Below are 24,482 nucleotides of genomic sequence, written 5' to 3'. Positions count from 1 at the left end.
AAATGACGTCAGACATGGTTGTATTGTTATCGTGCGCGGGGTTCAGGCGAATAATTGGTGTTTTCCCGAATGCGGTGGCGTCGATCGACAATCCGCTTGTCCTGAATAAATTGAGTGTGTACGCTACATAAACGCCATTCAATCCGCCCGTCCTCGCGCCGCGTTCGGCAACGGGCCCACGATCAGGAGATCCGCATGAGCAAACCCCGTATCGCAATCATCGGCGCCGGCCTCGGCGGCACGGCCGCTGCGGCGCTGCTGCAGCGCGGCGGTTACGACGTCGCGCTGTACGAGCAGGCGCCCGCGTTCTCGCGTCTCGGCGCGGGCATCCATCTCGGTCCGAACGTGATGAAGATCATGCGACGCATCGGCTGCGAGGACGCGCTGGAAACGATGGGTTCGCATCCGGATTGCTGGTACAGCCGCGATTGGCAGACGGCCGACGTGCTGTCGCGGATTCCGCTCGGCGACTACGCGCGCAAGACCTACGGCGCGAGCTACCTGACCGTGCATCGCGGCGATTTCCACGCGCTGATGACGCAGGCGGTGACGCCCGGCACGATTCGCTTCGGCAAGCGGCTCGCGGCGGTGGAGGACACCGGCAGCGAGGTGCGCCTCACGTTTGCCGACGGCAGCGTCGAGACGGCCGACATCGCGATCGGCGCGGACGGCGTGAACTCGCGGCTCCGCGAGCATCTGCTCGGTGCGGAACCGCCGCGCTACACCGGTTATGTCGCGCACCGCGCGGTGTTCCCCGCGTCGCTGCTCGGCAACAAGCCGTACGACATGTGCGTGAAGTGGTGGTCGGAGGATCGCCACATGATGGTCTATTACGTGACCGAGAAGCGCGACGAGTACTACTACGTGACGGGGGTGCCGCAGGCCGAATGGCCGGAAGGCGTGTCGATGGTCGACAGCAGCCGCGACGAGATGCGCGAGGCGTTCGCCGGTTTCCATCCCGACATCCAGCACCTGATCGACGTGTCGCCGTCGATCACCAAATGGCCGCTGCTCGAGCGCGATCCGCTGCCGCTGTGGAGCCGCGGCCGTCTCGTGCTGCTCGGCGACGCGTGCCATCCGATGAAGCCGCACATGGCGCAGGGCGCGGCGATGGCGATCGAGGACGCCGCGATGCTCGCGCGCTGTCTCGACGAAGTCGGCATCGGCGACCATGCGGGCGCGTTCGCGCTGTACGAGGCGAACCGCGCGGCGCGTGCGTCGAAGGTGCAGCTCGTGTCGCACAACAACACGTGGCTGCGCACCGACGAGGATCCGTCGTGGGTGTTCGGGTACGACGTGTTCGACGTGCCGCTCGAGGCGCCGTCGCGCGGCAACGTGGCGGCCGCGGCCTGACGCGCGGCACCGGCGTCGGCCGGCGCTTTGCAGCCGTTTCGCCGGCGCGGGCATCGATGCGTCGCAACGCGCGCATTTCGGCGTGTTATATGTCAGGCGCGCCGGCGGGCGCCAGCCAGCGGTCGTGTCCGCCGCCGGCCGACTCCGGCCGCACGCCGTATTCCGGATCCATTCATGTCCCATCCCGCTTCTCCGTCGCGGCCGCTGGCGTTTCGCGTGAACGGCACGCCGCATACCTTCGCCGACGCCGCGCCCGACGCGCCGCTGCTGCTGGTCCTGCGCAACGATTGCGCGCTCAACGGTCCGAAATACGGCTGCGGGCTCGGGCAGTGCGGCGCGTGCACGGTGCTCGTCGACGGGCAGGCCACGCGTTCGTGCGTGGTGCCGGCCGCCGCCGCGCACGGACGCGACGTCACGACGCTGGAAGGGCTCGGGTCGTGCGACGCGCCGCATCCGATCCAGCGCGCGTTCATCGACGAGCCGGCCGCGCAATGCGGTTATTGCCTGAACGGAATGATCATGAGCACGAAGGCGCTGCTCGAGCGCAACCCGACACCCGACGATGCGGCGATCCGGGATGCGTTGCGCTTCAACCTGTGCCGCTGCGGCACGCATCTGGAGATCATCCGCGCGGTGCGTCGCGCCGCACGCTATTTGCGAGGCGGCGATGAAGCATGATGCGGATCTGCCTGCGGCGGCGGCGCGCGTGACGGAACCGGCGCCGCACGATGAAGCGGCCGCCGACGCATCGCGCCCGCACCGCGCGCGCTACGCGTGGCCGCTCGGCGATGCGCACACGCATGCCTCGTTCGAGATCGAAACCCGGACCGCGCCCGACGGCCGGATGACGGCCTGGCGCTATCGCGCGCAGGCGGCCGGCGCAAGCGCGGGCGATGCTCGCGCAGCGGAGGAACGCGCCGATCCCGGCTCCCCATCGCCGTTCGTGTACCGGCACGCGCAGACGTCGATCGAGCTGGCCGATGCAGATGGCGCGATTCCCGGTCACGCGCACGTCTTTGCCCGCGAATCCTTCGTCGACGAACTCGCGGGCGCATTGCGGCGCGATCCGGTCGCGTTGCGGTTGCAGCATCTCGATGCCGCGCGGGACGCGGGCCCGCGCGAAACGATCCGGATGGTCAGCGAGCGCGCCGCGTGGGGCGTGCCGGTTGCGGCGCGGGCGAACGCGCCGTCGCGCGTCAGCGGCCGCGGTTTCGCATTCGACGGCGAGCGTGCCGATGCGCGCGCAGCCGCGTCCGGCGACGATGGCGGCCACGAATCGCGCTGGTCGGCGTGGATCGTCGATCTCGAGGTCGATTGCGCGACGGGCGATGTCTCGGTGCGGCGCGTCGTGGCCGGGCAGGGGGCCGGCGAGCCGGGCGACGCGTCGATGACGGGCCTGCCGGCGTGGCAGATCGAGGCCGCGATATCGCGCGTGATGGGGGCACGGTTGTCCGCGCGGCCCGCATACGACGAAACCGAGGCCGGCGCGCGGCCCGACGCGTTCGCGCACGAGCTGGTTGCAGCCGATGCAGCCGCGCATCGCGCACACGGCGACCTGTCCGCATACGACGCGCGGCGAATCGAACAGGCGGCCGCGCCGGCCGCAGCTGCGATCGCCAACGCGCTGTACGACGCGACCGGCGTGCGTTTTCGTGCGCCGCCGTTCGACGCCGCGCACATTCGCGCCGCGCTCGCGCAACCGGCGCCGGCCGATGCGGATGCTGATGCCGGTGCCGGCGACGGCGACGGCGACCGGCCGCAGCCAGCCGCGCGCCGCGCATCGCGCTGGCGCCGCTGGCTGGCCGGCGGCGGCGTGGGCGGCATGGTCGGCGGGCTGATCGGGCTCGCGTGCGCGATCCTGCCGGGCCCGGCGCCGATCGCGCCCGTTGCGCCGGGCGGCGCGGACGGCGCGATGTGGAGCGCGGCGACGCTCGAACGCGGCCGCCAGATCGCGCTCGCCGGCGATTGCGCGGTGTGCCACACGGCGCCGGGCGGCGCGACCAACGCGGGCGGGCTCGCGCTCGATACGCCGTTCGGCACGATCTACACGACGAATCTCACGCCCGATCCGGAAACCGGCATCGGCGCGTGGTCGTATCCGGCGTTCGCCCGCGCGATGCGCGAAGGCATCTCGCGCGACGGCTCGCACCTGTATCCGGCCTTTCCGTACACCGCGTTCGCGAAGCTGAGCGAGCCCGATCTGCTCGCGCTCTATGCGTACCTGATGTCGCAGCCGGCGGTGAAGCACGAGCCGCCGAAGACGAAGCTGCCGTTCCCGCTCGACCGGCGGGGTCTCGTGGCCGGCTGGAACTGGCTGTTTCACGATGCGCGGCCATTTGCGCCGGACCCGGCGCGCTCGGCGACGTGGAATCGCGGCAAGTATCTGGTCGACGGCGCCGGGCACTGCGGCGCCTGCCACACACCGCGCAACGCGCTCGGTGCGGAGAAGGGCGGCCTTGCCTACCTGGCGGGCGGCGAAGCGGAAGGATGGGTCGCGCCGCCGCTCGTCGCGTCGCCGGCTTCGCCCGTACCGTGGACCGAAGGCGCGCTGTTCGACTATCTGCGCACGGGGTTCTCGGCGCAGCACGGCGTCGCGGCCGGGCCGATGGCGCCCGTCGTCGCGGGGCTCGCGGCGCTGCCCGAGTCCGACGTGCGGGCGATCGCGCATTATCTGGCGTCGCTGTCGCCGCCCGTCGATGCGGCAGTCGCCGCGGACGCGGCCAGCCGCCACGCGCGCGGCGCGGAAACGATCGCGACGCTCGGCCTCGAGAACGGCCGTCGCGCATTCGATGCGGCGTGCGCGGTCTGTCACGCGGAATCGGGCGGCGTCGGGCATTTCGGCGTGCGGCCGCTGATGGGGCTCAACACGAGCGTCAGCCAGGCGACGCCGGACAACCTGCTGCGCGTGCTGCATCACGGGATCGACCGGCCGGCCACCGACGGGCTCGGCTACATGCCGGGCTTCGGCGATGCGTTCGACGACCGCCAGATGGCCGAGCTTGCCGCCTACATTCGCGCCCGCTACGCGCCGGGGCAGCCGGCGTGGCGAAACCTCGCGGAAGCGTCCGCGAAAATCCGGCAGGCGGGCGCCCATTGACCGTCGCGCCGGCGTGAGCGCTCCGGCCGGCGGACGCGCCGGGCGAAATGACCTGCCTGACGAAAACGCGGGGCGACAGCGGCTGTAAATCTTGCCTGATTCGGCCATCGTTTAACCATTCGAAACAATGTGTTCACCGAAAGGGGCATGATCTCCGGCGATCGAGCAGGCATACTGTCGCCTATGTTGCTCAATGCACGTCGCCCGGCGTGCGCTTGCCCCCCCATGTCCATTCCAGTCTCTTTTCGAACCTTGCGATGGTTGACCATTGCGGCTGCTGCATGCTTGTTCGCCGCGTGTTCGACTGCTTCCGACGTGACGGCGACGTCGAACCCGAACGTGTTCACCGTGACGACGCACACGGTCGGCGTGTCGACGACGTGGGCCGACGCCCACGAGAAGGCCGTCAGCGAAGCCACCAACTACTGCACGCAGCGCGGGATGCGCGCGAGCATGAAGCAGGAGTCGCTGAGCGGCGGCCGCCGCATCGACGCACGTTCCGAACTCGCGTTCGAGTGCCATCCGACCTTCGAGACGGCGTCGAACCCGCGCGGTTGACCGAGCGGCGGCATGATGACGCCGCCCGCGTTCTCCTTCCCCCGCATGCAAACCGACCCGCGACGCCAATCGGGCAGATCGTGGGTCGGCGCACGTCCGGCGGCGGCCGGGCGGGTCAGGACGGCTGCGCCTCGTACAGCTTCACGCACGCGGAGAAGTCGAGCGCGCCGAGCCCCTGCTGGCTCATCGACTGATACAGCTGCTGCGCGAGCGCGCCCATCCAGACCGGCTGATGCGCGCTGCGCGCGGCTTCGGTCGCGAGCCCGAGATCCTTCAGCATCAGGTTCGCCGCGAAGCCGCCCGCATAGCCGCGCGCGGCCGGCGCCGTGTCGCTCACGCCCGGATACGGGTTGTACGCATCCGAACTCCAGCAGCGGCCGGTCGACGTGTTGATGATGCCGGCCAGCACGGCCGGCTCGATGCCGAGCGCGGCGCCCAGCGCCATCGCTTCCGCGACGCCCATCATCGAGATCCCGAGCAGCAGGTTGTTGCAGATCTTCGCGATCTGCCCGGTGCCGGTGCCGCCGCAGTGCACGACGTTCTTGCCCATGTCCAGCAGCACCGGGCGGATGCGCTCGAAGAGCGCACCGTTCGCGCCGACCATGAAGGTCAGCGTGCCGGCCTGCGCGCCGCCGGTGCCGCCCGATACGGGCGCGTCGGCGAGCGGGAAGTCGCGCTGCGCGGCGGCGTCGGCCACCGCGCGCACGGTGCCGGGATCGATCGTGCTGCAGTCGATCAGCGTCGCGCCGGCGCGCGCGCCGGCCAGCACGCCGTCGCCGCCGAGGTAGACGGCGCGCACGTGCTGCGCGGCCGGCAGCATCGTGATCACGACGGCGCCGCGCGCGGCCGCGTCGCGCGGCGAGCCGGCCGCCGTCGCGCCGGCGCGCACCGCGGCGTCGACCGCGTGCGCGTCGAGGTCGAACACCGTCAGCGCGTGGCCGGCCTTGAGCAGGTTGGCGGCCATGGGGCCGCCCATGTTGCCGAGTCCGATGAAGGCAATGTCCATGTCGAGGTTCCCCGTGCGTTGCATCAGCGCAGCGCGATCGTCGTGTTCACGCCGCCGGCCGTCGCGTCGTCGTCGAACCAGCGCGCGGTGACCGTCTTGGTCTGCGTGTAGAACTGCACGACCTGCTTGCCGTACGGGCCGAGATCGCCGAGCTTCGAGCCGCGCGAGCCGGTGAAGCTGAAATAGGGCACCGGCACCGGAATCGGAATGTTGATGCCGACCTGGCCGACGTCGATCTCGCTCTGGAACTTGCGCGCGGCCGCGCCGCTCTGCGTGAACAGGCCCACGCCGTTGCCCATCGGGTTCGCGTTGACGAGCGCGATCGCGTCGTCGAGCGTGTCGGCCTCGAGCACCACCACCACCGGCCCGAAGATTTCTTCGGTGTAGATCGACATGTCGGTCGTCACGCCCGAGAAGATCGTCGGGCCGACGAAGTTGCCCTGCTCGTAGCCGGGCACCTTCACGTCGCGGCCGTCGAGCAGCAACGTCGCGCCTGCTTTCACGCCCGCGTCGATCAGCGACAGGATGCGTTCCTTCGCCGCCTTCGACACGACCGGGCCGACGTCGGTGCCGGCTTCGGCGCCCGCGTTGACCTTCAGCGCCTTCGCCTTGTCGACGAGATCGGGCAGCCAGTCGCGGGCCTTGCCGACCAGCACGACGACCGACGTCGCCATGCAGCGCTGGCCGGCCGCGCCGAAGCCCGCGCCGACGAGCGCGTTGATCGTCTGCTCGCGGTGCGCGTCGGGCAGCACGACCGCGTGGTTTTTCGCGCCCATCATCGACTGCACGCGCTTGCCGTGCTGGCTGCCGAGGTTGTACACGTGCGTGCCGACGCGCGTCGAGCCGACGAACGAGATCGCCTTGATGTCCGGGTGCGTGCACAGGCGGTCGACTACCGTCTTGCCGCCATGCACGACGTTCAGCACGCCTTTCGGCACGCCGGCCTCGAGCGCGAGTTCGACGAGTTCCATCGTCGACAGCGGGTCCTGCTCCGACGGCTTCAGCACGAACGTGTTGCCGCATACGATCGCCATCGGGAACATCCACAGCGGGATCATCCCGGGGAAGTTGAACGGCGTGATACCCGCGCACACGCCGATCGGCTGGCGCAGCGTGTAGGTGTCGACGCCGCCCGCGACGTTCTCCGCGAATTCGCCTTGCTGCAGCGTGCCGATCGAGCATGCATGCTCGACCACTTCGAGGCCGCGGAAGATGTCGCCCTGCGCATCGGGCAGCGTCTTGCCTTGTTCGGCCGTCAGCGTATGCGCGATCCGTTCGAGATTGCGGCGCACCAGATCCTGGAACTTCAGCATGATGCGCAGGCGCGCGCCGATCGGCGTCGTCTTCCACGTCTGGAACGCGCGTTGCGCGGACGCGATCGCGGCATCGACCTCGTCGAGCGTCGCATACGGCACGCGGCCGATGACTTCCTGCGTCGCGGGGTTGACGATGTCGCCCCATTCGGCGCTTTGCGAATCGATGAACGCGCCGTCGATCAGCAGCTTGGCGGTGGGCAGGGCGAGGGTGGTCTGGGGAACTGCGGCGTTCATGGAACTCTCCGGGAATCGGTGGTGCGAAGGAAAAGGGGGCTGCGTCCGCCGCGCGTGCGGCCACGGCGGACGGCAGGTCGAACTGAAATCGGACGAATGCGTGCGGCGGGCTAGGTGCGCGCCGGACGCATCAGCGCGGTACACGCGAGCGCGAACACGCCGAAGCCGACGAGGTACGCGATCACGTAGTGCGGCTGGCCGCCGCCGGCCTTGAGCAGCGACGTCGCGATCATCGGCGCGAAGCCGCCGCCGATCACGCCGGCCAGCTGCACCGACAGCGAGATGCCGCTGTAGCGGATTTCCGCCGGGAACTGCTGCGCGAACAGCAGCGATTCCGGCGCGTAGAGGATCGGGAACACGACGCCGAGGCCGAGCACGATCGCCCACCATGCGTACGACGTCTGCTGCGTGCCGAGCATCATGAAGAACGGCGCGGCGAACGCGCACATCAGCACGAGGCCGAGCGCGAACATCCGGCGCTGGCCGATGCGGTCGCTCAGATGCCCGCACAGCGGCATCGTGACGAGCGACAGCACCGCGCCGGCCGTGATCGCATGCAGCATCTCGGCTTTGGGCAAATGCAGTTGCTGCGTCGCGTAAGCGAGCGCGAACGTGACGACCATGTAGAACCAGGTGTTCTCGGCGGCGCGCGCGCCGACGATCGTCAGCACTTCGCGCGGATGGCGGCGCAGCGCGGCCGTCACCGGCGATTTCTCGGCCTTGCCTTGGCGCTGCATCTTCTCGAAGTCGGGCGACTCCGGCACCTTCGCGCGGATGAACCAGCCGAGGCCGACGAGCGCGATGCTCGCGAGGAACGGCACGCGCCAGCCCCACGACAGCATGTCGGCTTCGGGCAGCGCGGCCACCGCGGCCATCGCCGTCGACGACAGGATCAGGCCGAGCCCGACGCCCGTCTGCGGCAGGCTGCCGAACAGCCCCTTGCGGCCCTTCGGCGCGTGCTCGACGGCCATCAGCACCGCGCCGCCCCATTCGCCGCCGACGGCCATCCCCTGCAGGAAGCGCATCGCGATCAGCAGCGCGGCGGCCCAGTAGCCGATGCGGTCGTAAGACGGGATCAGCCCGATGATCATGCTCGGCACGCCCATCAGCAGCAGCGTGATCATCAGCATCGACTTGCGGCCGATGCGGTCGCCGAAGTGGCCGAACACGATGCCGCCCATCGGCCGCCCGATGAAGCCGACCGCGAACGTGCCGAATGCGGCGAGCGTGCCGACGACCGGGTCCAGCGACGGGAAGAAGATGCGGTTGAACACGAGCGCGGCGGCCGTGCCGTAGAGGAAGAAGTCGTACCACTCGATCGTCGTGCCGGCCATGCTGGCCCAGCCGGCCAGCAGGTAGTGCTTCGCGGTGCGTTCGGGGGCCGGCGTTGCGACTGCCGCATGCTCGTCGAGGGTGGATCGGGTCTGCATGGTGTCTCCGTGGTAGTTATTGCCGCGGCTCGTGGTCCGCAGGTCACGGTCGAGTATAGTTATGCGCAGATTCACGATGTACCGATAAAGAAACCGGTTGGATGTGCATTTATGCATATCGACGGCCGGCCCGGAGACGCCCGCCTTTTCCTTCGCCGATGCGACATGCCACCGAGCCGGTTTCCGGCAATTTGAACTGGGACGACCTGCGCTTTTTCCTCGAGGTTGCGCGCACGCAGCGCGCGAGCGGCGCCGCGAAGCGGCTCGGCGTCGACTACACGACCGTCGCGCGGCGCATCCGCGCGCTCGAGGCCGCGATGGGCACGCTGCTGTTCGACAAGTCGCGCTCCGGCGGCTTCGCGCTGACGGCCGAAGGGCAGCGGCTCGTCGCGTATGCGGATGCGATGGAGACGACCGTGCAGTCCGCGTGCGACCAGATCGCGAATACCGGCGAGGCGCTGTCGGGCCACGTGCGGATCGGGTCGACCGAAGGGTTCGGCTGCTTTTTCCTCGCGCCGCAGCTCGCGCGGTTCCGCGCCGCGCATCCGCACGTGACGGTCGACCTGCTGCCGGTGCCGCATTTCGTCAACCTGCCCAAGCGCGAGGCCGATCTCGCGATCACGCTCGAGCGCCCCGAACGCGGGCCTTACGTGGTCACGAAGCTGTGCGACTACCAGTTGCGGCTCTATGCGACGCGCGACTATCTGGCGAACCACGCGCCGATCACGTGTACGGACGATCTCGCGCAGCACGCGTTCATCAGCTACGTCGACGATCTCGCGTTCAGCAACGAGCTGCTGTACCTGGACCGCGCGGTGCCCGGCGCGACGGCCGGTTTGCGCACGACCAGCGTGATCGCGCAGTATTTCGCGGCGCTGCAGGGCGGCGGCCTCGCGATCCTGCCGTGTTTCATGGCGGCCGCGCAGCCGGCGCTCGCGCCCGTGCTGCCGAATGATGTAGTCGTCACGCGGTGTTTCTGGCTGACGTGCCGCGAGGATCTGCGCAAGCTGCGGCGCGTGACCGCGCTGTGGGATTACCTGCGTGCGGCGGCGGACGCGAATCGCGCGTTGCTGTCGGGGGAGTCGGGGATGCTGCGCTTCGTCGGCGAGCCGGAATAGCGGTCGAAGGGCGGGGCGCGACGGCGACGCGGCGATCGATCTGGATGACAACACGGCCGGCGGCGATTCGACCGGCTAGCGGGGAGAAGGCAAATGGCTTTGACGCATGCGGGCAAGGTTTTCGTGGTGTGCGTGGTGGTATTCGGCGTGACCGCCTACTGGCTCGCGTCGCGCATGGTGCGCCGACAGACGGGCGGCAAGCGCGGCTCCGGCGGCGCGGTCGCGTTCTGGTGGCTCGTATGTTTTTGCCTGGTGTCGCTGTTGTTCCCGTTCGTGTACTGGATCGACGACGAGCTCTACGCACTGACGGTATCGCCGAAATACGAAGCGACCGTCGTGTCCTACCAGTCCGAGTGGGATACCTGCGAGCGCCGCGACAGTTCGGGGCGAACCTCGTCGTACCGGTGCATCAAGTACACGTCGATCCTGGAAGCCGTGATGCCGGATGGCGAACGCATCGTGCTGCCGGGCAACATCCGTTCGGGGGCCGTGCCCGAAATCGGCGAGAAGATCGATGTCGTGTTGCCGCAAGGGGCTCATCAGTGGCACGAACGCAGCGTGCGGAGTATCGGGCTGCTGGCCGGCGGCACGGTGATGGTCGCGATCATCGGGTATTTCGTGTACCTGATCGCGGCGTACGGGGCCGGGAAGAAGATCGACGGCGCGGCACGCTTTGGCGTGGCGGCGGTGCTGAACGGGCTCGTGCCGCTCGGTGCGCTGCTGATGGAACTCGCCTTGCTGAGCGTGCCGTACCGTTACTGGGCGCACGGGAATCCGCAGCGATGGCCGGTGTGGGTGCTCGCGCTGTGCCTGCTGTTCGCGCTGGCGCTGCTGCCGTTGCTGCTCATCTACGCGCGAACCGCGTGGCGGGCGGTGGTGAAGTAGCGGAGGCGCGGCATGCCTGTACCGCGCCTCGCGAGCGCGGCGCGGGGGCAGGTCGCGTCGCCGGCGCTCAACCCGTGCAGCCCAGCCGATCCGCGAGCTCGTTCAGATCCCTGACGTCGAAATCCCACGCCTCGTCGGCTTGCAGGTCGGTCGTCTGGCCGGGCCCGTGTTCGGTCGGCCGCAGCACGAACGCGGTCGACAGCCCGAGCCGGCGCGCGGCCGCGAGATCGCCGTTGTGCGCGGCCACCAGGCACAGCTCGGCCGGCGCGAGACCGAGAATCTCGACCGCTTCGGTATAGACGGCCGGCGACGGCTTGTACGCGCGCGCCACCTCGGCGCCGAGAATCGCGTCCCACGGCAACCCGCCGTGTTTCGCGACGTCGACCATCAGCCGGATGTTGCCGTTCGACAGCGGCGCGATGATGTAGCGTCGCTTCAGACGCTGCAGCCCGGCGACGGCATCGGGCCACGGATCGAGCCGATGCCATGCGAGATTCAGTGCGTCGATGTCGGCATCGGGCACGTCGTCGATCCCGAAGCGGTCGAGCGTGCGCACGAGGTTCTCGCGATGCAGCACGTCGAGCCGCACGTAGCGGCGGCGCCCGCTGCGGATTTCTTCCATCGACGGCGAATACTCGGCGCGCCACGCATCGGCGAACGCGAACGGGTCGAGCGTCGGCGCGTGGCGCGCCAGGAATGCGGCGGCACCGCGTGCGACACCGCCTCTCCAGTCGACGATCGTTCCGAAGACATCGAAAACGAGCGCCTTGATTTCGGCAGGATTCGTCATGGTGATCCAGTGAAGGTCGTTCGATGAGGGGTCACATCGCCGTGCCGCCGGATGGCGCGACGTCGGTTCGATCGACATTGAATCACGGATACGAAAACGCGGCCCGGGAGGCCGCGATGCGTGGCTCGGTATTTCCGTCGCGGTGCGGGTCGCTGCCGCGGCTGCGTGGCCGAGCACATCCGGAAGGATCGACGGACGGCGCGCCTGCGCCTTCGTGCAGCGCAGCAACTCTCTCGTCGCACCGGCGGCCGCCGGCGAGCCGCGCGGCAACCGAGCGTATCCCCTGATGCAAGCAGGCACGCCGGTTGTGCCGGATTGGTGTTAAATACATTTCGGCGCGCCCAGGCACGGCGCGCAAACGGGGCGCACCGTGCATCGGCGTAAACCCGAGGCGGGACAGGGCACGAAATATCGATAACGAATCGGGCGCATCAGACCCGGTCGGACAGACGGCAGGATTCATCTTGAATACCGAACCGCAAAGTTCTCGCTACAGCTTCGGGCTCGCCGCGGAAGTGCTCGCGTCCGAGCAGAGCGTGCTGAGACTGATCACGCGCAACACGCCGCTGCCGGAACTGCTGTCCGAAGTTTGCCGGCGTGCCGAGGTTTTGCTCGGCGACGGCGCGTCGTGCACGATCCTGCTGCTCGATACGGACGGCGTGCACGTGCGCGTCGGCGCGGCGCCGTCGCTGCCCGCGCAGTACAGTGCGGCGATCGACGGCGCGGCGATCGGGCCGGCGGCCGGCTCGTGCGGCACCGCGATGTACGAGCGCCGGATGGTCGCCGTCGAGGACATCGAAACCGATCCGCGGTGGGCCGATTATCGCGCCATTGCATTGCCGCTGGGCTTGCGCGCGTGCTGGTCGGTGCCGTTCGTCGACGAGGCCGGCGTCGTGCTCGGCGCGTTCGCCATCTATCACCACCGGCCGTGCCTGCCGAGCGACGAGGAAACCGCGCTGTTGCGCGATATCGGCAACAGCGTCGGCCTCGCGGTGCACCAGGACCGGATCGCGCGGCAGCTTGCGCGCAGCGAGGAACATCACCGGCTCGTCGTCAACAGCCTGAACGAAGGAATACTCGTCGTGTCGCGCGACGGCGTCGTGGTCGCGAGCAACCCGAGCGCGAACCGGATGATGCGCGTGAAGGGCGAACTCGTCGGGCGCCGGCTGTCGACGGTGATCCTGCGCAAGCTGCGCGAAGACGGCACGCCGATCGCGCCGGACGACTGGCCGAGCCGGATCGCGCTCGTGACGGGCACGCCTCAGCTCGGCTACACGGTCGGCTTCGGCCTCGCGGACGGCGACATCATCTGGGTGCGCGGCAACGCGGTGCCGATCGTGAGGCCGGGCGAGACGCAGGCCGACTCGGTGCTCGTGTCGTTCAACGACATCGGCCCCGTGCGCGAAGCGCAGCAGCAGTTGCGCTACATGGCGACCCGCGACGCGCTGACGGGCCTCTACAACCGCCGCTGGCTCGGCGACCGCATGCGCGAACTGTTCGGCGTGCACGACGCGGCGGCCGGGCCCGCGCGCGTCGCGATCCTGTTCATCGATCTGGTCGGCTTCAAGAAGGTCAACGACACGGCCGGTCACGACGCGGGCGACGCGCTGCTGCGCAGCGTCGCGGCGCGGCTCGCGGCCTGTGCGGACGGCCGCTACGCGCTCACGCGCGTCGGCGGCGACGAGTTCGTGATCCTCGTCGACGACTGCGACGATCCCGAGCATCTCGCGGTGCTCGCGCGCGAGGTCATCGACGCGATCGCGAAGCCGTTCGCGATCGCGAACAACGAATACTGGCTCGGCGTATCGATCGGGATCAGCGTCGCGCCGCGCGACGGCGACGACGCCGTGACGCTGATGCGCAACGCCGATTCGGCGATGTACGACGCGAAGCAGCGCGGCCGCAACCACTTCACGTTCTTCACCGCCCAGCTCAACCTGCGGCTGCAGCGCCGCTTCGCGATCGAGCAGTCGCTGCGGCGCGCGCTCGCGTCGGACATGCTGCGGCTCGCGTATCAGCCCGTCGTCGATGCGCGCAGCGGCCGCACGGTCGGCGCCGAGGCGCTGCTGCGCTGGACGAGCCCCGAGCTCGGGCCGATGTCGCCGGCGGAATTCATTCCGGTCGCGGAAGACACGGGGCTGATCGTCGCGATCGGCCAGTGGGTGCTCGAAACCGCGTGCCGGCAGGCGGCCGAGTGGCGTCGCACGATCGCGCCGGACCTGATGCTGGCGGTCAACCTGTCGCCGCGGCAGTTTCACGAAGGGCTCGTCGAATCGGTCGCCCGCTGTCTCGCGCATACGCGGCTCGATCCGTCCGCGCTCGAACTCGAGATCACCGAAGGCGTGCTGATGAACGACACGGACACCGTGCTGCCGATGCTCGAAGCGCTCACGGACATGAACGTGCGGATCTCGGTCGACGATTTCGGCACCGGTTATTCGTCGCTCGCGTACCTGAAGCGTTTTCCGTTGCACAACCTGAAGGTCGACCGCTCGTTCGTGTCGGGCGTGCCCGATCATCACGACTCGGTCGCGATCACGCAGGCGGTCGTCGCGATGGCCCATTCGCTCGGGATGAAGGTCACGGCCGAAGGCGTCGAGACGCAGGCGCAGTCGTGGTTCCTGCAGCAGATCGGCTGCGACATGCAGCAAGGCTATCTGTTCAGCCGCCCGCTGGACGCGAACGACTACGCGCGCCGGCTCGGCGCCGCCTGAGCGCGCCGGGTGTCCTGCTGGCGCTAACGCGCGCCGAACCCGCCGGCGCCCGGCGGCGGATCGATCTCGACCCGGTTCTTGCCTTCGTGCTTCGCGCGATAGAGCGCGCGGTCGGCCGCCTCGATCAGGAGTGTCGTCGGCAGGCCGGGCGTGGGCACGATGCTCGCGCCGCCGATGCTGATCGTCACGGTGTGGTTGCCCGTCGACGAGTGCGCATGCCGCAGGCGCAGCGCTTCGACCGCGAGCCGGATCTTCTCGCCGAGCAGCCGTGCGGCGCCCGGCGACGTGGCCGGCATCACGACCGCGAATTCCTCGCCGCCGAAGCGCGCGGCGAGATCGCCCGACTGCCCGAGGCAGCGCTCGATCGTGGATGCGATCTGCTTGAGCACGTTGTCGCCCGACACGTGCCCGTACGTGTCGTTGTATAGCTTGAAGTTGTCGACGTCGATCATCAGCAGCGACAGCTCGCTGCGTTCGCGCGCGCCGCGCCGCCACTCGGCGGCCAGGTATTCGTCGAGATAGCGCCGGTTCGACAGCCCGGTCAGGCCGTCGGAGTGCGTGAGGCGCCGCAGTTCGAGATTGGCCTCGAGCAATTGCTGTTGCGACTGCCGCAACGCGCGATAGGCTTCGTCGCGCTGCAGCAGGTTCATGTACGAGCGCGAGTGGTAGCGGATGCGCGCGACGAGTTCGATGCGATCGGGCAGCTTGACCAGATAGTCGTTCGCGCCGGCCGCGAACGCGGCGCTCTTGATCACCGGCTCTTCCTGCGTCGACAGCACGATGATCGGCACGTCGCGCGTCGCCGGATTCGCGCGGTACGCCCGCACGAGGCTCAGCCCGTCGATGCCCGGCATCACGAGGTCCTGCAGGATCACGGTCGGGCGCGTCTCGATCGCGGTGGCCATCGCGTCGTCCGAGCGCGGGCAGTAGTGGAAGTCGATGCCTTCCTCGTCGACGAGCGCGCGCCGCACGGCCTCCGCGACGATCGTCTGGTCGTCGACCAGCAACACCATCGCCGGCGCGTCGGCGGGCGACGCGGTCGGGCCGCCCGGCGGGCGAGTCAGGTCAATCGTCATGATCGATGCGGGTCGTTGCGGTTGTCGCGGTCGTTGCAGGGGCAGGCATGGGTGTTGCGCACGGTCATCGTCGGGTTCAGAGCCGCGCGAGCGCCGCCAGCTCGCCCGCGATGCGCCCGAGCGGCAGGATCGCACGCGCCGCGCCGAGCGTCGCGGCCGCCTTCGGCATGCCGTACACCGCGCTCGTCGCCTCGTCCTGCGCGATCGTATGGTAGCCCTTCATCCGCAGCGCCTTCAGGCCGATCGCGCCGTCGCGTCCCATCCCCGTGAGCAGTACGCCGATCACGCGGCCGGGCCAGTGCTCGGTCAGGCTGTTGAAGAACACGTCGACCGACGGCCGATACGGCGTGGCGGCCGGTTCCCGCGTGTATTCGAGCGTGCCGGCGCGCGTGATGCGCAGGTGATCGTCGGTCGCGGCGAGCAGCGCGACGCCCGGCTGCGGGCGGTCGCCTTCGCGCGCGACGCGCACGGTGAGCCGCGTCTGACCGTCGAGCCATTGCGCCATGCCTTCGGCGAACGCGCGATCGACGTGCTGCACGATCACGATCGGCGCATTGAAATCGGCCGGCAGGCTGCCGAGGATCGACGCGAGCGCGCCGGGGCCGCCGGCCGATGCGCCGATCGCGACCAGCGGGCCGCCGCCGCGCGCGGCCGCGCCGGCGACGCGCGTGCCGCCCGGCGCGTCGAGCAGGCGGCCGATCTGGTCGATCTTCGCGAGCAGGAGTTTCGTCGTGTCGCCAGCGGCGCCGTCGCCGAGCCGCGGCGTGTCGACCGCGTCGAGCGCGCCGGCGCCCATCGCCTCGAACACGCGCCACGCGTTCGCGCCGATGCAGCTCGTCACGATCAGGATCGCGCACGGTCGTTCGGAACGCATGATCCGACGCGTCGCTTCGATCCCGTCGAATTTCGGCATGATCAGATCCATCAGCACGATGTCGGGCGGCTGCGCGGCGCACAGTTCGACGGCTTGCGGGCCGTCGGTCGCGACCCACAGCACGCGGTGCTCGGGCCGTCGCGCGATCGCGCGGCGCATCGCCTCGACGGCAAGCGGGAGGTCGTTGACGATGCCGATGTTCACAAGCGGAATTCTCCGGTCGGTTCGTAGTGTTGGAGGTGGGCCGGGTTCATGGAGGGGGCAGCCTGTTCGGCGCTCGCTGCCGGGCGGCATCGGCGGCCGGACGGCGCGGCATTCTTTTCGGTTGACGACGCCCGAATGCTGTCATGCAGCGCGGGCGGCGGCAATCGAAAAATGAACGCATGATGCCGTTTCAGTGCGTTTCCTCTATGACTGTGCCGCATTGCCTGCAAGCGGGCCAGTGATCCTGTCCGGACAGGCCGCAAAAGTCCGCATGTTACCGTGCCGGCATCGACAAAAAAGAAAACGGGATCCCGAGGAGCGCGCCCGAAACCCTGCTCGCCGTCAGCCGCGCGTCGTTCGCACCGGTCGCGATCGGGCGCGACGGCCGTTTGCCGTAGAGGATCTCCATCGAGAGCGGGTATGCGTCGATCGACCGCGCTTGCCCGGTCGAACGCGATGCGCAGCGCGGGCGGCATTTCAACCCGATCTCGTGTGCCGCCCGCGACGAGGCCGAGCCTTCATGACGGAAACCGATCGCGCCGGCAAGGCGCGGCGGCCAACTTGCCGAGGCGCCTCGCGCAGGCTGACGACCGGCAACCGCGCGAGGGCAGGTTTTGACATGGGCGCGGTCGCGCCGGCCGCGTAGCGGGCCGTACCGAGCCGTACCGTACCGGGCCGTCGAGGGCATCGGGCCGCGGCGCGCACGCGCGGCCGTACCGTCAATGGCTACGCGCGTAGCCCTGGATCAGCGCGCGCATCATCCCTTCGACCGTCGCGTCGCGCAGGTCGCCTTCCTGCTCGGCTTCCTCGACGAGCGCCGCATAAGCGGTCGCGAGCGTCACGCGGTCGACTTCATGGCGTTGCTCCATCAGCGTCACCATCCCGTCCTTCGCCAGATGAGCGGAGAACGCGCGGCTGCCGATGGTCTGGAATACGTCAATCATGGCGGCTCTCCCGTACGTTGCCGATGCCTTTCAGTGTAGTCGCCGTCCCGGCGCCGCGCCACGCGCGCGGGCCGACCCGATTCGTCCGATGAAATGCGCTCGACACACGGCGCACGCACGGTATCCGGCAGCTTCAACGTTTACCCGAATCGGCAAATCGTCGACTTTTTATCGATAAAGTCTCGTGTTAGATTTCGCCGTCCGAGCCCGATGCAAACCGGGCCGGCAGCGCGTCGCCGACGTGCCGCGCGTCCAGACACACGGAGGAGAAATGCTGGTGCTGATTGGGGTGCCGATCGTCGTGATCGGCTTCGCGCTGCGCTTCAATGCGCTGCTGGTGGTCACGATCGCGGGGCTCGCGACGGGGCTGGCGGGCGGGCTGAATCTCGTCGACATCGTCGGCGCGTTCGGCAAGGCGTTCGCCGAGAACCGCTACATGGGGCTGATCTGGCTCACGCTGCCGGTGATCGCGCTGCTCGAGCGCAACGGGCTCAAGGAGCAGGCGAAGCGGATGATCTCGCGCGTGCATGCGGCCACCACGGGCCGCGTGCTGATGCTGTATTTCGTGCTGCGCCAGGCGACGGCCGCACTCGGTCTCACGTCGCTCGGCGGCCACGCGCAGATGGTGCGGCCGCTGATCGCGCCGATGGCCGAGGCCGCCGCGGTCAGCCGGCACGGCGAGCTGCCCGAGTCGGTGCGCCAGCAGATCCGCGCGCACGCGTCGGGCGCCGACAACGTCGCCGTGTTCTTCGGCGAGGACATCTTCATCGCGATCCAGTCGATCCTGCTGATCAAGGGCTTTCTCGAACAGAACGGCATCGCCATCGAGCCGCTGCACCTGTCGGTGTGGGCGATCCCGACCGCGATCGCCGCGCTGCTGATTCACTGCACGCGCCTCGCGCTGCTCGACCGCCGGCTCGCGCGCGGCTTCGGCTTGGTGAAGCAGGAGGACGTGCGATGATCGGCCTCGAATCGCTGTACACGCTCGCGGGGCTGATGTTCGCCGCGTTCGCGTACTTCAACCTGACGGACCGCACGAACCCGCGGCGCGTCGTCAATTTCGCGTTCTGGGCCATCTACGCGGTCACGTTCCTGTTCGGCGCGCTGCTACCGCATTTCGTCACGGGCTGCCTCGCGATCGCGCTTGCGCTGATCGCCGGTTCGGGCAAGCTCGGCCGCGGCCGGTCGGACGAGGCCGGCGAAGCGGCGGCCGTGCGGCGCGAGACGCTCGCGCAACGCTTCGGCAACCGGTTGTTCCTGCCCGCGCTGCTGATTCCGGTCGTCACGCTGATCGGCACGTTCGCGCTGAAACTCGTGCCGTTCGTCGACCCGAAGAGCGTGACGCTGATCTCGCTCGTGCTGGGCACGATCGTCGCGTTCGTCGTCGCGCTCGCGATGCTGCGCGATTCCCCCGTGCATGCGCTGAAGGAAGCGCGCCATACGATGGATGCGGTCGGCTGGGCCGCGATCCTGCCGCAAATGCTCGCGGCGCTCGGCGCGCTGTTCGCGATCGCGGGCGTCGGCGGGGTGGTGTCGGGGCTCGTGAAGGAATGGGTGCCGATCGATTCGCCGTTCGCGGTGGTCGCCGCCTACACGGTCGGCATGGCGCTGTTCACGATGATCATGGGCAACGGCTTCGCCGCGTTCCCGGTGATGACGGCGGGCATCGGCCTGCCGCTGATCGTCCATCAGTTCCACGGCAACCCGGCGATCATGGGCGCGATCGGGATGCTGAGCGGCTTCTGCGGTACGCTGATGACGCCGATGGCCGCGAACTTCAACATCGTGCCCGCGGCGCTGCTCGAACTGAAGGACAAGAACGGCGTGATCAAGGTGCAGTGGCCGACGGCCGTGCTGCTGCTGGCCGTGAACACGCTGCTGATGTACGCGTTCGTATTCCGCTTCTGACTCGATGGACGAGATCCTCATGACCGACCGACTCACTCCCGAACTCGCGTCGAAATTCGCGTCGCTCGCGCTCGCGCATCTGACCCGCGAATATCCGAACAAGCTCACGCATGCGCTCGAAGGTCCGCACGACGTGCAGGGGCCGCGCGCATTGCACCCGATCTTCTACGGCAGCTACGACTGGCATTCGTGCGTGCACGGCTACTGGCTCGTGCTGCGCGTGCTCGAACGCTACCCGGCATTGCCGGAAGCCGAACGCATCGTCGCGACCGTCGACGCGCATTTCACCGACGCGAACGTCGCCGGCGAGCGCGCGTATCTCGCGCGGCCGCACAACGCCGGCTTCGAGCGGCCGTACGGCTGGGCGTGGCTGCTCGCGCTCGCCGCGCAGCTCGAGCGGCTCGCGCTGAAGGGCGTGCTGCCGCAGGCCGCGCGCTGGGCGAAGACGATGGCGCCGCTGGCCGACCTGTTCGTGTCGCGCTTCGAGACTTTCCTGCCGAAGGCGACCTATCCGCTGCGTGTCGGCACGCACTTCAACACCGCGTTCGCGCTGGCGCTCGCGCTCGATTTCGCACGCGACACGCAGCGCGACGGGCTTGCCGCGCTGATCGTCGATACCGCGAAGCGCTGGCACCTGAACGACGTCGCATGCCAGGCGTGGGAGCCGTCGGGGGACGAATTCCTGTCGCCCGCGCTGATGGAGGCCGAACTGATGCGGCGCGTGCTGCCGGCCGCCGAATTCGACGGCTGGTTCGCGCGCTTCCTGCCCGACCTCGCGCGCGGCGAGCCCGCGACGCTGTTCGAACCGGCGACCGTCAGCGACCGCAGCGACGGCAAGATCGCGCACCTCGACGGGCTGAACCTGAGCCGCGCGTGGTGCCAGCGTTCGCTGGCCGGTGCGCTGCCGGCAGACGATGCACGGCGTGCGAAGCTGCTCGACGCGGCCGACCGGCATCTCGCGAGCGCACTCGCGCACGTGGCCGGCGACTACATGGGCGAGCACTGGCTCGCGACGTTCGCGTTGCTCGCGCTGGACGCGTAGCGCGCGAAACCGCGCCGGCGGGAAGGGACTCGGCGCGCCGCCGATACTCGCCGCGCGGGCCGCTCCGTGCAGCATGCACGGCGCGAAGCGACCGGCTTTGCGTCGTGCGCAACACCGCTTTCCACGGCACGACCGACGCGCGGCGACGACGACTCGCTACACTGCCGTACCGGTTGGACGGGCCCCGGCATCAGGCCCCCGAGCAAGGAGACAGAAGAGGATGGACACCCCACGCGCAGCGGTCGTCACGTACCGCGGCAATGCGATCGAGAACACGCACGTCGCCCACGTGGCGATCGTCGATGCACGCGGCCGGCTGCTGGCCCGGTTCGGCGATCCGTTCCGGATGACGCTCGCGCGGTCGGCCGCCAAGCCGGCCCAGGCGCTGTCGGTGATCGAGACGGGCGCGCCGGAACGTTTCGGCTTCGACGACGCGGACATCGCGCTGATGTGCGCGTCGCACAGCAGCGAGGACCGTCACATCGAACGCACGCGCGCGATGCTCGAGAAGGTCGACGCGCACGAATCGGATTTGCGCTGCGGCGGCCATCCGCCGTTGTCCGACGCGGTCTACCGGTCGTGGATCAAGCGCGACTACACGCCGACCGGCGTCTGCAGCAACTGTTCGGGCAAGCATGTCGGGATGCTGGCGGGTGCGCGCGCGATCGGCGCCGCGATCGCCGATTACCATCTGCCCGACCATCCGATGCAGGTGCGCGTGAAGCACGCGGTGGCCGACGCGTGCGGCCTGCGCGACGACGAAGTCGACTGGGGCATCGACGGCTGCAACCTGCCGACGCCGGCGTTCTCTCTGGATCGGCTGGCGCGCCTGTACGCGTCGCTGGCCGACGGCGCGGACGCGGTGGAAGCGGGCGGCGCGCTCACCGATCGCGTGCGTGCACTGGCGCGCATTCACCGCGCGATGACCGCCTATCCGGAACTGGTCGCAGGCGACGGGCGCTATTGCACGGTGCTGATGAACGCGTTCGGCGGGCAGGTGGTCGGCAAGCTCGGCGCGGATGCGTGCTACGGGATCGGCGTGCGTGCGTCCGAACGCACGCGGCAACTCGGCGCGGACGGCGCACTCGGCATCTCGGTGAAGATCGAGGACGGCAATCTCGACGTGCTCTATATGGTCGTCAGCGAAATCCTCGAGCGGCTGCAGATCGGCACGGCCGAGCAGCGCGCGCAACTGGCCGGTTTCCACCGGCCGCCGATGCTCAACACGCAGGGCGTCGAGTTCGGCCACGCGACGTTCCCGTTCGAATTGCAGGCGGCCTGAACGCGGCCGCCGCGCCGATGCCGTCGGCCCACGATCCGGGCCGCGCATCGGCGTGCGCTACGCGCGTGCGTCGCGAATCTTCGCCAGCTCCCGCTCCGACAGCTCGCCGATGTGCGCGAGGTGTTCCGCGAGAAAATCCTTCAGCACGCGCAGCTTCGCCGAGCTGCGCCGGTTCGCCAGATACGCGATGTAGATGAACTCGCCGGTCAGCCGGTTCTGCAGCCGATAGCGCGGCAGCACGGCTTCGAGCTGGCCGCTCGCGAGCAGGTCGCGCACCAGCCAGATCTCGAATTCCGCGATGCCAAGCCCCGCGCAGGTCGCTTCCAGCAGCAGCTCCGAATGGTCGGTGACGAGATTGCCGGCCGGCAGCACGCTGTGCTGCGTGTCGCCGCGCACGAGCGCCCAGCGCGGATCGCCTTCCGGATGCACGTAGCGCAGGCAGTTGTGGTGCTTCAGGTCGTCCGGCGTCGCCGGGCGACCGCAGCGGTCGAGGTAGCCGGGCGTCGCGCACAGGATGCTGTCGTTGCGCGACAGCCGGTGGACGACCAGGTTGTCCAGGTAGTTCTCGCCTTCGTGGATGTCGAGATCGAAGCCGCCGGCCACGAGGTCGTTGTGGTTGTCGGTGAGCCGCACGTCGAGCTGGATCGTCGGATAGCGCGCCAGAAACGGCGCGATCAGCGGCGCGAGATGGCGGCGGCCGAACGCGACCGGCGCGGTGAGCTTCAGCGGGCCGCTCGGCTGCGCGTTCAGCTCGGCGACGACGCGCAGCGTGTCGTCGAGATCGGCGATCAGCGTGACCGCGCGCTCCAGATAGATATGGCCGGCTTCGGTGAGCGTCACGCTGTGCGTCGAGCGGTGCAGCAGCGCGACCCCGAGCGCCTCCTCGATCGCCGTCACCTTGCGCGCGACCGTCGACGTCGACACGTGCATCTCCTTCGCGACCGCCGAAAAACTCCCCGTTTCGACCACACGCACGAACGCGCGCATCGCGCCGAGGTGATCGATGCCGGTTTCTCTCGCGCCTTTTTTCATTCGATTCTCGCTGTTGCGTCACACGCAAAACCGCTTTCGATAATACAGAAGGGAGCTTGTTTTTGCAAAGGCATAGAATGCGAACCCGTCGCGTCGGCAAGCGGCGAACGACGAGCGGCACGAGACATCCAGGAGGGCACGATGAGCGAAAACGGCTTCCGCGTCGAAGCGGATCTTTTAGGCAAACGAAGTATTCCGGACGCCGCCTATTACGGCGTCCACACGCTGCGCGCGAAAGAGAATTTCGACATTTCGGGCCGCACCATTGCGTCGCTGCCGTACCTCGTGATGGCGCTCGCGGCCGTGAAGGAAGCGGCGGCCGACGCCAACTGCGAACTGGGCCTGCTGCCGCGGCCGTACCGCGATGCGATCGCCGCCGCTTGCGTCGAGATCCGCGAAGGGCGGCTGCACGACCAGTTCGTCGTCGACGTCATCCAGGGCGGCGCCGGCACGTCGACCAACATGAACGCGAACGAGGTGATCTGCAACCGCGCGCTCGAAATCATGGGGCACGCGCGCGGGCAGTACGAATACCTGCATCCGAACGAGCACGTCAATCTCGCGCAGAGCACCAACGACGTGTATCCGACCGCGATCCGGATCGCGACGTGCTTCGCGGTCGAACATCTGCTCGAAGCGATGGCGCGGCTGCGCGATGCGTTCGCGGAGCGGGCCGACGCGTTCGCCGGTTTGCTCAAGCTCGGCCGCACCCAGTTGCAGGACGCGGTGCCGATGACGCTCGGCCAGGAATTCTCGACCTACGCGGTCATGCTGACGGAAGACATCGCGCGGCTGCAGGAGGCCGGCTGGCTGATTCGCGAGATCAACCTCGGCGCGACCGCGATCGGCACGGGCATCACCGCGCACCCGCAGTACGCGGAGAAGGCATTGGCCGCGCTGCGCCGGATCACCGGGCTCGATCTGAGCACCGCGCCGAACCTGATCGAGGCGACGCAGGATTGCGGCGCGTTCGTCCAGGTGTCGGGCGTGCTCAAGCGGATCGCCGTCAAGCTGTCGAAGATCTGCAACGACCTGCGGCTGCTGTCGAGCGGCCCGCGCGCGGGCTTTGGCGAGATCAACCTGCCGCCGGTGCAGGCCGGCTCGTCGATCATGCCCGGCAAGGTGAATCCGGTGATCCCGGAAGTCGTCAACCAGGTCGCGTTCGAGGTGTTCGGCAACGACGTGACCATCACCTTCGCGGCCGAGGCCGGCCAGCTTCAGCTCAACGCGTTCGAACCGGTGATCGCCAGCGCGCTGTTCCGCAGCTTCAGCCACCTGACGGCCGCGTGCACGACGCTCGCGCAGCGATGCGTGAGCGGCATCACCGCGAATCCCGAGCGGTTGCGCGAGACGATGGAGCGCTCGGTCGCGCTCGCCACCGCGCTGAATCCGTACATCGGCTACAAGCGCGCGACCGCCGTGGCCGCCGAAGCGCACGAGAGCGGCAAGTCGATCCGCGAAGTCGTGCTGGCTCACGGGTTGATGACCGACGCGCAACTGGACGAGGCGCTGCAGCCCGAAGCGCTGATCCGGCCGCGCGCCTACTGATTCCGCCCGCGCGGCGCCGGCCGATGCCGCCGGCGGCCCGCGCGTGGCCGTTCCCCGCAGCGCCCGTCGAC

The 24,482-nt window shown here is 69.0% G+C and carries 21 protein-coding genes; 12 read left to right on the top strand and 9 right to left on the bottom strand.

The window, feature by feature from the left end; genetic code table 11:
* Positions 1–195: 195 nt before the first annotated feature.
* The 4 genes from WT53_RS22195 to WT53_RS22180 all read left to right on the top strand — a co-directional run bounded on the left by WT53_RS22195 (position 196) and on the right by WT53_RS22180 (position 5,008).
* Positions 196–1,353, top strand: coding sequence for an FAD-dependent monooxygenase (locus WT53_RS22195; protein WP_060261510.1), 1,158 nt, complete (start codon positions 196–198; stop codon positions 1,351–1,353).
* A gap of 174 nt (positions 1,354–1,527) precedes the next feature.
* Positions 1,528–2,031 carry a (2Fe-2S)-binding protein gene (locus WT53_RS22190; RefSeq protein ID WP_060261507.1) on the top strand — a complete coding sequence of 168 codons (504 nt, stop codon included), beginning with the start codon at positions 1,528–1,530 and terminating at the stop codon, positions 2,029–2,031.
* The gene (locus WT53_RS22185) at positions 2,021–4,450 is read left to right on the top strand and encodes a cytochrome c (protein ID WP_060261505.1); all 2,430 of its coding nucleotides are present in this window, start codon (positions 2,021–2,023) and stop codon (positions 4,448–4,450) included. The genes WT53_RS22190 and WT53_RS22185 overlap by 11 nt, the downstream gene beginning before the upstream one ends.
* Before the next feature lie 225 nt (positions 4,451–4,675).
* On the top strand, positions 4,676–5,008 hold the full coding sequence (locus WT53_RS22180) for a hypothetical protein (RefSeq protein ID WP_060261500.1): 333 nt from the start codon (positions 4,676–4,678) through the stop codon (positions 5,006–5,008).
* A gap of 115 nt (positions 5,009–5,123) precedes the next feature.
* Here the strand turns inward: WT53_RS22180 and mmsB are convergent, their stop codons facing one another.
* The 3 genes from mmsB to WT53_RS22165 form a co-directional block, all read right to left on the bottom strand.
* Positions 5,124–6,014: a 3-hydroxyisobutyrate dehydrogenase gene (mmsB, locus tag WT53_RS22175; protein WP_034206220.1), complete on the bottom strand. Its 891-nt coding sequence runs from the start codon at positions 6,012–6,014 to the stop codon at positions 5,124–5,126.
* 23 nt (positions 6,015–6,037) lie between these two features.
* On the bottom strand, positions 6,038–7,564 hold the full coding sequence (locus WT53_RS22170) for a CoA-acylating methylmalonate-semialdehyde dehydrogenase (RefSeq protein ID WP_060261497.1): 1,527 nt from the start codon (positions 7,562–7,564) through the stop codon (positions 6,038–6,040).
* Positions 7,565–7,674: 110 nt separating this feature from the next.
* Complete coding sequence (locus tag WT53_RS22165) at positions 7,675–8,994, bottom strand: MFS transporter (RefSeq protein ID WP_034205105.1); 1,320 nt, start codon at positions 8,992–8,994, stop codon at positions 7,675–7,677.
* A gap of 158 nt (positions 8,995–9,152) precedes the next feature.
* Here WT53_RS22165 and WT53_RS22160 point away from each other — a divergent pair, with 158 nt between their 5' ends.
* Positions 9,153–10,112 (top strand): LysR family transcriptional regulator, encoded by a 960-nt coding sequence (locus WT53_RS22160; RefSeq protein WP_059783892.1) that lies wholly within the window; start codon positions 9,153–9,155, stop codon positions 10,110–10,112.
* 93 nt (positions 10,113–10,205) lie between these two features.
* Positions 10,206–10,997, top strand: a complete 792-nt coding sequence (locus WT53_RS22155; RefSeq protein ID WP_060261495.1) for a hypothetical protein — start codon at positions 10,206–10,208, stop codon at positions 10,995–10,997.
* Positions 10,998–11,064: 67 nt separating this feature from the next.
* Here the strand turns inward: WT53_RS22155 and WT53_RS22150 are convergent, their stop codons facing one another.
* Positions 11,065–11,787 (bottom strand): haloacid dehalogenase type II, encoded by a 723-nt coding sequence (locus WT53_RS22150; RefSeq protein ID WP_060261492.1) that lies wholly within the window; start codon positions 11,785–11,787, stop codon positions 11,065–11,067.
* A 464-nt stretch (positions 11,788–12,251) separates the two neighbouring features.
* On the opposite strand from WT53_RS22150, the gene WT53_RS22145 reads away from it, so the two are divergent.
* Complete coding sequence (locus tag WT53_RS22145) at positions 12,252–14,501, top strand: bifunctional diguanylate cyclase/phosphodiesterase (protein WP_060261489.1); 2,250 nt, start codon at positions 12,252–12,254, stop codon at positions 14,499–14,501.
* Positions 14,502–14,524: 23 nt separating this feature from the next.
* On the opposite strand, the gene WT53_RS22140 is transcribed toward WT53_RS22145, so the two are convergent.
* The 4 genes from WT53_RS22140 to WT53_RS22125 all read right to left on the bottom strand — a co-directional run bounded on the left by WT53_RS22140 (position 14,525) and on the right by WT53_RS22125 (position 17,599).
* A complete protein-coding gene (locus WT53_RS22140; protein ID WP_059822686.1) occupies positions 14,525–15,577 on the bottom strand; it encodes a PleD family two-component system response regulator in 1,053 nt (350 codons plus the stop codon).
* A 76-nt stretch (positions 15,578–15,653) separates the two neighbouring features.
* Positions 15,654–16,655: a chemotaxis response regulator protein-glutamate methylesterase gene (locus WT53_RS22135; RefSeq protein ID WP_060261485.1), complete on the bottom strand. Its 1,002-nt coding sequence runs from the start codon at positions 16,653–16,655 to the stop codon at positions 15,654–15,656.
* Positions 16,656–16,929: 274 nt separating this feature from the next.
* Positions 16,930–17,064: a hypothetical protein gene (locus WT53_RS34200; RefSeq protein ID WP_257127859.1), complete on the bottom strand. Its 135-nt coding sequence runs from the start codon at positions 17,062–17,064 to the stop codon at positions 16,930–16,932.
* Positions 17,065–17,374: 310 nt separating this feature from the next.
* The gene (locus tag WT53_RS22125; RefSeq protein ID WP_027782734.1) at positions 17,375–17,599 is read right to left on the bottom strand and encodes a hypothetical protein; all 225 of its coding nucleotides are present in this window, start codon (positions 17,597–17,599) and stop codon (positions 17,375–17,377) included.
* 271 nt (positions 17,600–17,870) lie between these two features.
* On the opposite strand from WT53_RS22125, the gene WT53_RS22120 reads away from it, so the two are divergent.
* The 4 genes from WT53_RS22120 to WT53_RS22105 all read left to right on the top strand — a co-directional run bounded on the left by WT53_RS22120 (position 17,871) and on the right by WT53_RS22105 (position 21,831).
* Entirely contained in the window at positions 17,871–18,560 is a 690-nt protein-coding gene (locus WT53_RS22120) for a DUF969 domain-containing protein (RefSeq protein WP_060261480.1), read from the top strand.
* Complete coding sequence (locus WT53_RS22115; protein ID WP_034205097.1) at positions 18,557–19,507, top strand: DUF979 domain-containing protein; 951 nt, start codon at positions 18,557–18,559, stop codon at positions 19,505–19,507. The genes WT53_RS22120 and WT53_RS22115 overlap by 4 nt, the downstream gene beginning before the upstream one ends.
* A 19-nt stretch (positions 19,508–19,526) precedes the next feature.
* A complete protein-coding gene (locus tag WT53_RS22110) occupies positions 19,527–20,549 on the top strand; it encodes a DUF2891 domain-containing protein (protein WP_059837840.1) in 1,023 nt (340 codons plus the stop codon).
* 220 nt (positions 20,550–20,769) lie between these two features.
* Complete coding sequence (locus tag WT53_RS22105; RefSeq protein ID WP_034205096.1) at positions 20,770–21,831, top strand: asparaginase; 1,062 nt, start codon at positions 20,770–20,772, stop codon at positions 21,829–21,831.
* 57 nt (positions 21,832–21,888) lie between these two features.
* Here WT53_RS22105 and WT53_RS22100 read toward each other — a convergent pair whose 3' ends face one another.
* The gene (locus WT53_RS22100) at positions 21,889–22,863 is read right to left on the bottom strand and encodes a LysR family transcriptional regulator (protein WP_034205095.1); all 975 of its coding nucleotides are present in this window, start codon (positions 22,861–22,863) and stop codon (positions 21,889–21,891) included.
* A gap of 141 nt (positions 22,864–23,004) precedes the next feature.
* Between WT53_RS22100 and aspA the strand changes: the two genes are divergently transcribed.
* Complete coding sequence (gene aspA, locus WT53_RS22095; RefSeq protein ID WP_034205094.1) at positions 23,005–24,411, top strand: aspartate ammonia-lyase; 1,407 nt, start codon at positions 23,005–23,007, stop codon at positions 24,409–24,411.
* Positions 24,412–24,482 lie beyond the last annotated feature (71 nt).

Origin of the sequence: Burkholderia sp. MSMB2157WGS, from assembly GCF_001532755.1 — a bacterium.
Taxonomy (GTDB): domain Bacteria; phylum Pseudomonadota; class Gammaproteobacteria; order Burkholderiales; family Burkholderiaceae; genus Burkholderia.
The sequence above is the reverse complement of the archived record's forward strand: the minus strand, read 5'-3'. Positions and strand labels throughout refer to the sequence as shown.